The 11,037-nt window shown below is 57.7% G+C and carries 11 protein-coding genes and 1 tRNA gene; 8 read left to right on the top strand and 4 right to left on the bottom strand.

Translation table 11 applies throughout. The features are described from left to right. The first annotated feature begins 141 nt into the window (after positions 1-141). The 8 genes from HMPREF3155_RS06005 (at position 142) to HMPREF3155_RS05970 (ending at position 7,079) form a co-directional block, all read left to right on the top strand. Positions 142-1,794, top strand: coding sequence for an L-lactate permease (locus tag HMPREF3155_RS06005; protein ID WP_070432829.1), 1,653 nt, complete (start codon positions 142-144; stop codon positions 1,792-1,794). Positions 1,795-2,123: 329 nt separating this feature from the next. Further along, on the top strand, positions 2,124-2,909 hold the full coding sequence (locus HMPREF3155_RS06000) for a (Fe-S)-binding protein (RefSeq protein WP_070432828.1): 786 nt from the start codon (positions 2,124-2,126) through the stop codon (positions 2,907-2,909). Then, entirely contained in the window at positions 2,909-4,414 is a 1,506-nt protein-coding gene (locus HMPREF3155_RS05995) for a lactate utilization protein B (RefSeq protein ID WP_062035362.1), read from the top strand. Before HMPREF3155_RS06000 ends, HMPREF3155_RS05995 begins: the two co-directional genes overlap by 1 nt. Then, positions 4,411-5,046 carry a LutC/YkgG family protein gene (locus HMPREF3155_RS05990; protein WP_062035363.1) on the top strand — a complete coding sequence of 212 codons (636 nt, stop codon included), beginning with the start codon at positions 4,411-4,413 and terminating at the stop codon, positions 5,044-5,046. Before HMPREF3155_RS05995 ends, HMPREF3155_RS05990 begins: the two co-directional genes overlap by 4 nt. A gap of 94 nt (positions 5,047-5,140) precedes the next feature. Further along, positions 5,141-5,214 (top strand) — tRNA-Arg (locus tag HMPREF3155_RS05985). 194 nt (positions 5,215-5,408) lie between these two features. Next, positions 5,409-5,735 (top strand): hypothetical protein, encoded by a 327-nt coding sequence (locus HMPREF3155_RS05980; RefSeq protein ID WP_148138225.1) that lies wholly within the window; start codon positions 5,409-5,411, stop codon positions 5,733-5,735. 3 nt (positions 5,736-5,738) lie between these two features. Then, on the top strand, positions 5,739-6,593 hold the full coding sequence (locus HMPREF3155_RS05975; RefSeq protein ID WP_070432826.1) for a hypothetical protein: 855 nt from the start codon (positions 5,739-5,741) through the stop codon (positions 6,591-6,593). Positions 6,594-6,653: 60 nt separating this feature from the next. Then, complete coding sequence (locus HMPREF3155_RS05970) at positions 6,654-7,079, top strand: cupin domain-containing protein (RefSeq protein WP_070432825.1); 426 nt, start codon at positions 6,654-6,656, stop codon at positions 7,077-7,079. Between the two features lie 91 nt (positions 7,080-7,170). On the opposite strand, the gene HMPREF3155_RS05965 is transcribed toward HMPREF3155_RS05970, so the two are convergent. From HMPREF3155_RS05965 to HMPREF3155_RS05950, 4 genes are all read right to left on the bottom strand, one after another. Next, on the bottom strand, positions 7,171-7,371 hold the full coding sequence (locus HMPREF3155_RS05965; protein WP_070432824.1) for a hypothetical protein: 201 nt from the start codon (positions 7,369-7,371) through the stop codon (positions 7,171-7,173). A gap of 142 nt (positions 7,372-7,513) precedes the next feature. Beyond that, entirely contained in the window at positions 7,514-7,801 is a 288-nt protein-coding gene (locus tag HMPREF3155_RS05960; RefSeq protein ID WP_070432823.1) for a molecular chaperone GrpE, read from the bottom strand. Between the two features lie 98 nt (positions 7,802-7,899). Then, complete coding sequence (locus tag HMPREF3155_RS05955) at positions 7,900-8,418, bottom strand: MarR family winged helix-turn-helix transcriptional regulator (RefSeq protein ID WP_070432822.1); 519 nt, start codon at positions 8,416-8,418, stop codon at positions 7,900-7,902. 36 nt (positions 8,419-8,454) lie between these two features. Continuing rightward, positions 8,455-11,034: an AAA family ATPase gene (locus tag HMPREF3155_RS05950; protein ID WP_070432821.1), complete on the bottom strand. Its 2,580-nt coding sequence runs from the start codon at positions 11,032-11,034 to the stop codon at positions 8,455-8,457. Between the last annotated feature and the right edge of the window lie 3 nt (positions 11,035-11,037).

The raw sequence follows: 11,037 nt of genomic DNA, 5'->3' as shown, positions 1-11,037 counted from the left end.
CTTTTTATGACAGCAAGCAACTTGTGTGACATATGCCCCTTATTGCGAAACTGTCGCGACAAGGCTCGCTCAAGTTTTAGGCTTTAGGAAGACTGAGTATTAAATAAAACGCTCGTTTTCCTTCTAGAGACTTGGGTAACTATGAACACTTTCCAAATATCGACGGATGCGATCGGCGGTAGCCTTGGCCTTTCCGCTGCCGTAGCGACGCTACCGCTTATCGCCTTCTTCATCATGTTGCTGGGTTTTAAGGCCCGCGCACACACCTCGGGCGCAGTTGCCCTCACCGTCGCACTCCTCATCGCCACCTTCGGCTTCGATATGCCAGCAGGCATGGCCTTTTCCTCTGCGGTGCGCGGCGGCCTGTTTGGCCTGCTTCCCATCGTCTGGGTCATCATCACCGCCATCTGGTTCTACGAGATCACTGTAGCTTCCGGCCGCTTTGAGGATCTGCGCAAGACCTTCGACCTGCTTGGCGAAGGCGATATCCGCATCCAGGCCATCCTCATCGCGTTCTGCTTCGGCGGCCTCCTCGAAGCCCTGGCAGGCTTCGGTGCTCCGGTAGCGATTACCGCAACGATGATTCTGGCATTGGGTGTCAAACCACTGAAGGCTGCCACCACCGTCCTTATTGCCAATACCGCGCCCGTTGCCTTCGGCGCCGTGGGTATCCCCGTTACCACCGCGGGTGAAGTTGGCGGCCGCACCGCGGAGCAGACCGCCGATATTGCGGGCCTGATTTCCTTGCAGGTCTTGCTAATCGCAGCCGCAGTTCCATTTTTCATCCTCTTTATCCTGGACGGTATGCGCGGCGTCAAGGAGGCAGCACCTGCCGCCGCAGTCATCGGCGGTTCCTTCGCCATCGCCCAGTGGGCCGCGGCCAACTTCTTTGCCTACCAGCTGACTAACGTTGTGGCCTGCATCGTTTCCCTGGGATGCGCATTCGTGTTCCTGCGTATGTGGAAGCCAAAGGGCGTTGCCGAACTGCGTCAGCGCATGGAGATCCCAGCACAGGAGGAGGTCACCGATCTTTCCGGCGTCCGCATCTGGATGGCGCTGCTTCCCTACGCCGTGGTTACCGCAGTCTTTGCGCTTGCCACCGCCGTGCCCAAGCTCTTTGGTTTCTGGAAGATTAAGTTCGCTTGGCCGGGCCTGGATGGCACAGTCCTTGACTCTGCCGGCAAGGCAATGGACACCTCGTTTAGCTTCAACGTCTTTGGTAATCCCGGCACCTTGCTGCTGATTTCTGGACTAATCGTGGCAATCATCTTCTGGATTTTCAATGAAGGCGGCCACTACCATCTGGCAAAGTCCGCGCCGCTTGCCAAGTTTGGCGAGGTCTGCGCCCGCATGAAGTTCTCGGCCCTTACGATTATCTTGGTCCTAGCCTTGGCTTACACCATGAATTACTCCGGCCAGACCATCTCCATTGGTGAGTTCGTGGCGTCGGCAGGCGGCATCTTCGCCCTCTTCGCCCCCGCCCTGGGCTGGATTGGCACGGCAGTCACTGGCTCGGACACCTCAGCCAACGCTCTCTTTGCTAACCTCCAAGTCACCGCCGCCGAGCGCATCTCCGTCAATCCAGACCTCATGCTTGCTGCCAACACCGCCGGCGGCGTGGTGGGCAAGATGATTTCCCCGCAGTCTCTGGCCATCGCCGCAACGGCCGTCAAGATGGAAGGCGAGGAATCCCGCATCCTGAAGGCCGTGGTGGGCTACTCTCTCGCCTTCCTGGCCACGGTCTGCATCATCGTGTTCCTAATGACCAATGTGTTGGGCTTCCTAGTTCCATAGCCGCAATTTTCAAAGCCAAAAAGTCGCCGCACCTACCCGGCTATTAGGTGTGGCGACTTTTGTATACCCCCAAAAGGTTTGAACTTGCCAGTGACGCATGACTCACTTGGCGCCGCAGATCGGACATTGACAAAAGCCGTGCATCCATCTGCGCACGTAAGCAATTTCGCAACACTAGTGTTGTGTAATAACCCCAGTTAAACAGGTCTTTTTCGACAGAATATCTGCGGAGTTATCGGTAGTATTTATCCTACAACGAAAAACATTTGCCTGAGCCTCATGCATCCAGCTCATCGGAGGAAACTTGGGCAGTAAAAGGAGCGCAAAGTATGCGAATTGCACTATTTTCCACGTGCATTGGTGACGCCCTCTTCCCGGACGCACACAAAGCAACCGCACTAATCCTCTCCCGCTTGGGCCACGAAGTGGTCTTCCCGGAAGAGCAGACCTGCTGCGGACAAATGCATATCAATACCGGTTATCAGAAGGAAACCCTAGGGATGATCCGCAGCTATGCGGACGCCTTCGCGGATCCTTCCATTGACTACGTAGTCTCCGCTTCTGGCTCCTGCGTCGGCGCAGTCCGCGAACAGCACGCCAAGATTGCTGACCGCTTCGGCACCTCCGCTGACGTCGACGGCGCCAAGATTGCTTCCCAGAAGACCTTGGACCTCCCGGAGTTCTTGGTCGACATCGAGCAGCGCACCGACTTAGGTGCCTTCTTCCCGCATAAGGTCACCTACCACGCTTCCTGCCATGGCTTGCGCTTTTTGAAGTTGGGTGACCGCCCGTACCAGCTGCTGAGCAAGGTCGAGGGCATCGACCTCGTGCCGCTAGAAAACGTGGAAGAGTGCTGTGGCTTCGGCGGTACCTTCTCTATTAAGAATCCTGAGGTCTCCCAGGCCATGGTCTCGGACAAGACCCGCCACGTAAAGGACACCGAGGCTGAGTACTTGACCGGCGGTGACTCTTCCTGCCTGATGAACATCGGCGGCGCCCTCTCCCGCCAGCGCAGTGGCGTGCGCGTTATCCACATGGCCGAAATCCTGGCTTCCACCAAGGAGCACCCATGGACCCCTGATACGGCCGCATATTCCAAGGAGAAAATGCTCTAATGACTTCCTTCCTCGATACCACCCCACCGCGGGCGCCCGAAGGTTACGGCAACCTGCGCGGCAGCAAGGCATTCGTGCCGCTGGCACACGTCGGCCTGAACAACGCTACCCAGCGCCGCAACCTGCACCACGCCACCACCACTATTCGCAATAAGCGCGCCAACGCCGTCGAAGAGCTACCGGATTGGCAGCAACTGCGTGACGCCGGCTCCGCCCTCAAAGAGGACGTGGCAGCCCGGATGCCTGAGCTCCTCCTCCAGTTTGAGGAAGAGGTAACCAAGCGCGGCGGCATTGTTCACTGGGCCCGCGACGCCAAGGAAGCCAACGAGATCATCGAGGGCCTTATCCGCGAGACCGGTGAGACCGACGTCGTCAAGGTCAAGTCCATGGCAACCCAGGAAATCGGCCTGAACGAGCACCTCGAGTCCGTAGGGATCAATGCCCGCGAAACCGACCTGGCTGAGCTCATCGTTCAGCTGGGCGAGGATAAGCCCTCCCACATCCTGGTTCCAGCCATCCACCGCAACCGTGCCGAAATCCGTGACATCTTCGTCAACAAAATGCCGAACACGGATGAATCCCTAAAGGCTGAGCCAGCCGAACTCGCGGAGGCTTCTCGTACCTTCCTGCGCGAGCAGTTCATGAAGGCCAAGGTCGCCATCTCCGGCGCGAACTTTGGTGTCGCAGAAACCGGCACCATCAATATCGTGGAGTCTGAGGGCAACGGCCGCATGTGTCTTACCCTGCCGGAGACCCTGATTACTGTGATGGGCGTCGAAAAGCTCGTGCCAACATTCCAGGACCTTGAGGTCTTCCTGCAGCTTTTGCCGCGTTCTTCCACGGCAGAGCGCATGAACCCGTACACCTCGATGTGGGCGGGCGTAACTGAAAACGATGGCCCGCAGAACTTCCACCTCGTTCTGCTGGATAACGGCCGTACCGCAGCACTATCCAGTCCGATCGGCCACCAGGCACTCAAGTGCATCCGCTGCTCCGCCTGCCTGAACGTATGCCCAGTCTACGAACGCGCCGGCGGCCACGCCTACGGCTCGGTCTACCCAGGCCCCATCGGCATCTCCATTACCCCGCAGCTAACCGGTATCAAGGACCACCACGATCCTTCCGCCAGCCTGCCTTATGCTTGCTCGCTCTGCGGCCGCTGCGACGAAGTCTGCCCAGTCAAGATTCCGCTGACCGACGTCATCTTGGAAAACCGCCACCAAAAGGTCACCAACGCTACCCCGCCGGTGGAATCCAAACTGTTTAGCGCGGTTCAGCTCGTGTGGGGCCACCCAAAGGTCTGGAACCAGATCACCCACATGGTCGCTCTCGGCCGAGTATTGGGCGGCTTCAACGGCGTCATCGATAACTTGCCTTTGTTCCTCTCCGGCTGGTCCGACGCCCGCGATACTGCAGTCCCCCCGAAGAAGTCTTTCCGTCAGTGGTTTGACTCCGATGAAGCTAAAGAATTGCTCGCCCAGGCCAAGAAGGAGGGCATCAAGTGAGTACCGCCAAAGAAGAAATCCTGAAGCGCATTCGCACCGCGCAGAAGCAGGCAGGCCTGCCTGAACACGTCGACATCCCGCGCGAGTACGAAACGCAGGGCACGCTAAACGCGGATGAGCTGCGTGACATGCTGGTTGACCGCCTAGAGGATTACAAGGCGGAGGTCCACGTTACGGATGAAGTTTCTCTGGCCCAGACCATCTCGCAGGTCTTCACGGACAAGAATTGCTCCACTGTGACCTATGCACAGGGCATGGACGCCGCGCTTATCGACGCCATCACCTCCGACGTCACCTTAACCGCCGACGATCCCACGTCTGACCCACGCGAGCTGGATACTGTCGACGCCGTGCTCACTGAGTCCCACGTAACTTCCGCACAGACCGGCACCATCGTACTGGAGGCGGGCCCGCTGTGCGGCCGCCGCGCTCTCACGCTGGTCCCAGACCGCCATGTATGCATCGTACGCAAAGAGCAGGTGGTCTACGGCGTGCCGGAGATGGTCTCGCGCATCAATCCGGACTTCCCAGCAACCTGGATTTCCGGCCCGTCTGCTACTTCCGATATTGAGCTCTCCCGCGTCGAGGGCGTGCACGGTCCGCGCGATCTCATAGTCATCATCGTGAAGTAAGGCTCGTATGCGGAACTCACCCCGCATTAGCTTCTAACTACTGGCATGCGCTAGAATCACACCGTTGATATCTGGCGCATGCCACCTATCATTTGCCTCCGTAGCTCAGCGGATTAGAGCATCGGTTTCCGGTACCGAAGGTCGCAGGTTCGATCCCTGTCGGGGGCACAAATTCTCCCCTCGCTTGCTCGGCGTTCAACCCGGCAGGCGAGGGTTTTAGCTTCGTATCCACATTTTCCATTTCTTGCAGCTTCCAGATATCTCTAGCGCATCGCCGTCGCTCGATATTAGGAATCCCCCCTACCACACGAAGTCAAAGAATCATTCCTAAGAATGATCTCGCGGGCTGTAAGGTCAGGGCCATGGAATCAACGTCTCGTCCGAAGCGGGCCTACCTCTCGTTTATCGCTACCGCGTTAGCGTTCTTCGTGGTACCGGGGATTGTGGGCGCAACTCTTAGTGGGAGTACAGCGACTGTGACCATGCTGGTGCTGCTGCCAGTGATGGCATTGGCATTAGGCATGCTGGATGGCCGGCTCTTCCGCTATACGCTGTCCTTTCCGCTCATTGCGGCCTTTATGTTTTGGCTTTCTACCAAGGTCTACTACAACACCGGTACGTGGATTTACGCAGTTGAAGTCGTCCTGCTTGCTTGGTTGGGCAGCTGGTTAACAGGAAGGAAGGCCTAGGTCATGGAAACGTGGACGCTTGACCATCCGGAGGCCGGAAAACTCGAAGTCACGGTCGGCCCCGATGTGGAGTTTGCTGCAGCTTATGAAGACTGGCCGCAAGAACCAAGCGAGCAAGAATACACCGCCCTGGACGCCAACATGCCGCTTAAAGAAAGAATCCGGGCATTCATTGATAATCCACCTATTCGCGTGCAAATTTGCCGCGATGGCGAAGTCCTTGGAAGGTACACCTCGTTGTCTTCGGCGCGAGTGGCACTAAAACAAATCGATACCGACGAGCTGCACAGCTTAGAGTTTGTCAACCGCACGAAGCCGCACCTCAAGCTCCACGCGAATGCTCTCGACGAGTTGCTCGAGGTGACCTATCACAACGGCTCAGAGGTGGTCGAGTTCGATCCACCAGCTGGCAGCCGTGGAGCGCGGCGTCGCGAAGAGATGGAGCAAAGCCCCGTTAAACGCGTGACCTATCCCCTCCTCGCGGGCCTTGGTAAAGGCGGTTGGGCGTTGGCCGTTATCGTGCTCGGCCCAATCCTGCGCAAGCTGTTGGACTTGCTGCCTATCCCCGACATCAACTGGCCGGATCTGCCAGATCTCCCCGAGCTTCCCCAAATCCATCTGCCAACCATCAGTATCGATTGGCCAGGCATCAACTGGCCGAACATCGATTTCCCTGACCTCCCGGCGCTGCCCGAGTGGATGGTTTTCTTGCTCGACAACTCGAAAGTGTGGGTGCCCATCGTCATCGGTATCGTCATCGGCGTGATATCCATCCGCAACCACAAAAAGTCCGAACAGCATAAGAGGCAATGGCAGGACGGCGGCGAAGATACGAGAAAAGAAAATCCTCAGCATTAATACGCGGGCGCGCATAAGCTGGTGTTAAAGACCCATAATCCCTACAAGGAGGTACCTGACATGTCAGATCTGCGCACCGACCATGGCCCGACCCCTTATGTTCTCAACATCGAAGAGACCACCCTGGCTAACGATGCTTTCCGTGACACCCTGTGGACCGGCCAATACCTGCAGATGACCGTCATGTCTATTCCTGCCGGCGGCGAAATCGGCGCGGAGGTCCACGATGACCATGACCAGTTCCTGCGCCTCGAGTCCGGCCAGGGCCGCATCATGATTGGTGAAGACAAGGACAACCTAGACATCGACCAGGTAGTCGAAGACGACTTTGCCATCTTCGTACCAGCTGGCAAGTGGCACAACTTCGTCAACGAGGGCTCCGAGCCGGCAAAGCTCTACTCCATCTACACCGCACCGGATCACGTTAAGGGCACCATTCACGAGACCAAGGAAGACGCGGACAACGATCCGAACGAGCAGCACTAATTGCGGCAGGCTTTTAAAACGACAAAATGGCGGTCCAGAAGATGGGCCGCCATTTTAATATTTAGCTATTGAGCTTTGAGTTCTCCAAGTACTACTTGATGAACGGGTTTACGATCTCCTGGGTGATGTCCAGGGAGCCGTGCTCGATGTAGAACATGCCGAGGAACATAGCGGTAACGAGAACGAAAACCAGGAGCATGTTCGGGATCCACTGGACGAACACAGATACCCAGCCGTCAGCCTTGTCACGTGCAGCTGCTTCGCGCTGTTCCTGTGCCTCGTATTCGTTCATAATCCGTTGTTTCCTTTCACTGCGCCTTGTACTCCCTAGGCACACCTCGCCTAGCAAGAGTAATCACTGGCACTAACTTTAGCAGTAGATCGTTATGAATTTGTAGTTATCCACCGTTTGATTGACACCATTGCGGCCTGTTTTAAATACCAGGGTCCTCGTTGTTTTCGAGGGCGTCGACAAAAGCGTCTCTATCGGCGAACATGCGGTTGATATCGGCTTCTTCACCAACAATCCAGTGGCCGCTTTCCTCGTCAAAGGTAATTGCAGCGTCTGGAAACTTCTCCAAAGCGGCGTCCATGGCAGCCGCCTGTTCTTCCGTAGCAATTCCCTCAAGGTGAGCTTCTGGGTCGCCCAGGTCATCGAGAACAGTGATGTTGTAGTGCGGGTACTGGCGCTTAGGGTGCTCGAAGAGCTCTTGTCCCATCATGGTGGTGTCTCCTTTTGGGCTACATATGAGTTAGGCTGTGGCGCTAAGCCACATGATAGGTCAGCTTTGGTCGTGTTTTGGCCGGCAACCTTGCAAGCCTAAACCTGAGGCTCTGCTTGACCGTGCAGAAGTTCCTCGGGTACGAATCCCTCGTAGCCAGGGACGTTCTTTACTGCTAGCACCCCTTTGAAGAAGTTAACCAACGAGGGAACATCTTCCTCGCTTAGGTGATCAAAGACAAGACGGCGCACGGACTCGACGTGCTCAGGCACGGCGCGCTCGAGGCGGGTAAAACCGTCATCCGTTATCTTTACCACCACGCCGCGGGCATCGCCGACGCTCTTGCACTTGGTGACGAGCCCGCGCTTTTCCATGCGCGTTACTTGGTGGGATGTGCGGGAACGGTCCCAATCCAGCTCGGCACACAGCTCGCGCAGGCGCATCTGATGGTCTTTTTGCTCGGACAACGTCACTAGGACGGCGAACTCAGAAGCAGAGACTTCCCCACCGGACATGAGAGTTTCTTCCATGCCGCGATTGATCTTGCGGATGGATCCAAGAAGCAGGCGCCAAAGCTCCTGTTCCTCCTCGTTAAGCCAGCGGGTTCCCGTAGTCATGCAAATAACAGTACACACTGGCTTTACTGAGAAAAACTAAACCTTCAGCGCGTCCATGGCAAGCTCCGTGCGCTCCGGTACACGCGCGTATCGCTGCGGCATACATGTAAGCACGAGCACCTGCGAATGCTTGCCTACCTGGGCGAAGAGCGTCGACATCAGGTTCAGGCGTGTCGAGTCGGTAGAGCCCAGCGCATCGTCCACGATGACGGGCACACCGGACTCTTGAACGAGCCCGGCGATAGCAAACCGTGTAAGGATGGCCAGCTGTTCCTTCGCGCCGCCGGAAAGCGAACCCATATCAATGGTTTGGCCGTTGCGGCTACGCGCGGTGACAACGAGCTCCTCGGAGAGCTCGAAGTCGACGTCACCGCCGAAGACGGTGCGCGCGAGAGCATTAAGCTTTGTCACGAAAGGCGCGGCGTAGCGCTGGCGCGCAGCATCGCGATGCTTAAGCAACAGCTCCCGCAGATAGCGGGCAGCATTTGCACGCTTTTCGACGGCCGCGAGTACCTCCCGTGAGATTTCTAGCTCGGCGCTGGCTGCAGCCAGGCGTTCGGCCACACCAGAGTGCATCTCGATTCGGCCGACATATTCGCGCATGTCGCCGTCGGCACTCAAAATTGCGTTGTTCAGGCTACGTACCTGTTCCTCCGCGCCCTTGTGCAGAGCAAAGACCGTATCGACGTCGATGGCGCTTAGTTCTCGCAGGCGTTCGCGCTGCTGCTCCAGCTGCACCTTCGCCGCATGGAGAGCCTCTTCAACGTCTGCATCCGTTGCTGCATCGCGGGCGTTACGCAAAGCTTCCTCAGCTGCAGCATACTGGTTGGCAGCGGATTCATGCCGCGCCGTCGCCGCAGCCAGCTGCGTGGCTGCCTGACTATCTCGGTACGGGGCCAGCTCCTTTTCCGCCATGGTGACTTCGCTGCGCGCGGCCTCCTCAGCAGCGTCGGCACTGGACAAGTCGAGTGCTTCCTCAGATACGTCCGTGCCCTCGTGCTCGCGAGGCTCTTCAAAGTCCGCTGACTGTGCGGCATATTTTGCTTCGAGCTCGCCAAGGTCGTCGGTGCCCAAGGCCGCCTTGAATTCGCGCTGAGCTTGTACGACGGCGCGCTGCTTTTCCAAGAATTCCTCGCGCAGCTTCTGTGCTGCAGCGAGGTCTTCGCAGCCAGCGTCTTCAAGCAGTTGCGCAAGGCGCGTGCGCGCCTGTGCCACGGTGTCGGCCGAGGTATCACCGGCTGCTGCTTGATAAGTTGCCTGAGTCTTGCCGAATGCAAACTTCATGCCATCGCGTAGCTGGATGGTTTGTGTGTTGTCGTCGGTTTGTTGGACTTCGCCGTCGACCTCGAACTCGCCTTCACCGCTGATGACCAGCTTGGCAGCGGCTGCGGCAAAAACGCGTTCTTGGACCTGGACTTCGTTAGCGGCTTGCTCGATGTCTTTGAGGTTTGCAACCTCTGGTGCTTGAGCTACCTCGGCGCGGCGGTCAGCTAGTTCTTTGTCGAGCTTGCCTAGGTTTTCAAGGCGCTCGCCAAGGGCCTCCCGCTCCTTCTTCTTGTGCGCCTTTCGCGCGTATTGGAGGTTGGCGCGTGCCTTCTCATAGGTTTGATTTGCGCGCTCGAGCTTTTCCTCGAGCGCGCTGCGGGCTTCTTTCTCATCTTCGACGCTCGCGCTAAGTTCTTCGACCTTGGTGGCTAAAGCCGTGAGATTCGCAGCGGCCCTGGAAACCTCCTCCACCGCGCTGCGGCGGCGTTCAAGTGCTTCTTTCTTGGCCTCCAAATCTGCCGCAGCGCGGTCAACCACTTCGCGCTGGGCTTCGATCTTTTCGAGGGCGGCGCGGGCCTCAACAACGTCCTTTTCGCGCTCGGCTAGCTCTGCCTGCGCTGCCGGCAATGCTTCCTCGGCGTCGCGCTTGGCAAGTTGTGCAGCCTCATGTTTGACCACGACATCGTCAAGCTGGCGCAATGCTTCCGTGGCCTCATTGTGCGCAAGTTCTGCCGCGTTGTAGCGCTCTTGGGCATCCTTTAGTTCTTTAGCCGGCTGCCCGGTGCGCGCGGTGAAGTATTTTTCGTATTCCTTCTGCACGCGATTGACCAGCTCAGAGTCTTCCGCGGCCGCGGTATCCATACCGCTAGCTTCTTCCAAGGCATTCGTCACCGAAGGAATACCCACGGCAGCCACGCCGGAGCCTAGGTCATCCTGGCGGAGGAACAGAGCGTCAAGGAGCTGGCGGTCAAGATGCTCGTTCAAGATGCGATCCAGCTCGTCATCGGCCTCGCCGCCAGTAAATTGCGCCGCACGCGGTGCTAGAACGCGCAGTTCAGACATCTTTTTCTTGAGCCAGCGCTTGTGGATGCGGAAGTGATACGGCCCCACGGTGACCTCAAGCTCTACCTCAGGGCCCGCATCTCGGTCCACCGGTTTGAGCGCCTTAATCTTCTTAGCGGCACCCGTGTGCTTTTCCGTCAGCACGGTATCGATGGCTTCCACGATGGTGGACTTGCCGGCCTCGTTCTCACCGTGGATGACCACGACGCCGGTCTCCGGCAGCTGTTCGATACGCAGATGCTCGACGCCGCGGACGTTCCAGATTTCCAAGCTGTGTAGACGCATCATGGC

It is taken from the genome of Corynebacterium sp. HMSC06D04, from assembly GCF_001807315.1.
In the GTDB taxonomy this organism is placed as follows: Bacteria; Actinomycetota; Actinomycetes; order Mycobacteriales; family Mycobacteriaceae; genus Corynebacterium; species Corynebacterium simulans.
This window is presented reverse-complemented; position numbering and strand designations above follow the sequence as displayed.

Excerpts from the sequence above, each read along its gene's own strand:
- HMPREF3155_RS06005 (WP_070432829.1), top strand. The coding sequence starts at position 142 with ATGAACACTTTCCAAATATCGACGGATGCGATCGGCGGTAGCCTTGGC.
- HMPREF3155_RS06000 (WP_070432828.1), top strand. The coding sequence starts at position 2,124 with ATGCGAATTGCACTATTTTCCACGTGCATTGGTGACGCCCTCTTCCCG.
- HMPREF3155_RS05995 (WP_062035362.1), top strand. The coding sequence starts at position 2,909 with ATGACTTCCTTCCTCGATACCACCCCACCGCGGGCGCCCGAAGGTTAC.
- HMPREF3155_RS05980 (WP_148138225.1), top strand. The coding sequence starts at position 5,409 with ATGGAATCAACGTCTCGTCCGAAGCGGGCCTACCTCTCGTTTATCGCT.
- HMPREF3155_RS05975 (WP_070432826.1), top strand. The coding sequence starts at position 5,739 with ATGGAAACGTGGACGCTTGACCATCCGGAGGCCGGAAAACTCGAAGTC.
- HMPREF3155_RS05970 (WP_070432825.1), top strand. The coding sequence starts at position 6,654 with ATGTCAGATCTGCGCACCGACCATGGCCCGACCCCTTATGTTCTCAAC.
- HMPREF3155_RS05965 (WP_070432824.1), bottom strand. The coding sequence starts at position 7,371 with ATGAACGAATACGAGGCACAGGAACAGCGCGAAGCAGCTGCACGTGAC.
- HMPREF3155_RS05960 (WP_070432823.1), bottom strand. The coding sequence starts at position 7,801 with ATGATGGGACAAGAGCTCTTCGAGCACCCTAAGCGCCAGTACCCGCAC.
- HMPREF3155_RS05955 (WP_070432822.1), bottom strand. The coding sequence starts at position 8,418 with ATGACTACGGGAACCCGCTGGCTTAACGAGGAGGAACAGGAGCTTTGG.
- HMPREF3155_RS05950 (WP_070432821.1), bottom strand. The coding sequence starts at position 11,034 with ATGATGCGTCTACACAGCTTGGAAATCTGGAACGTCCGCGGCGTCGAG.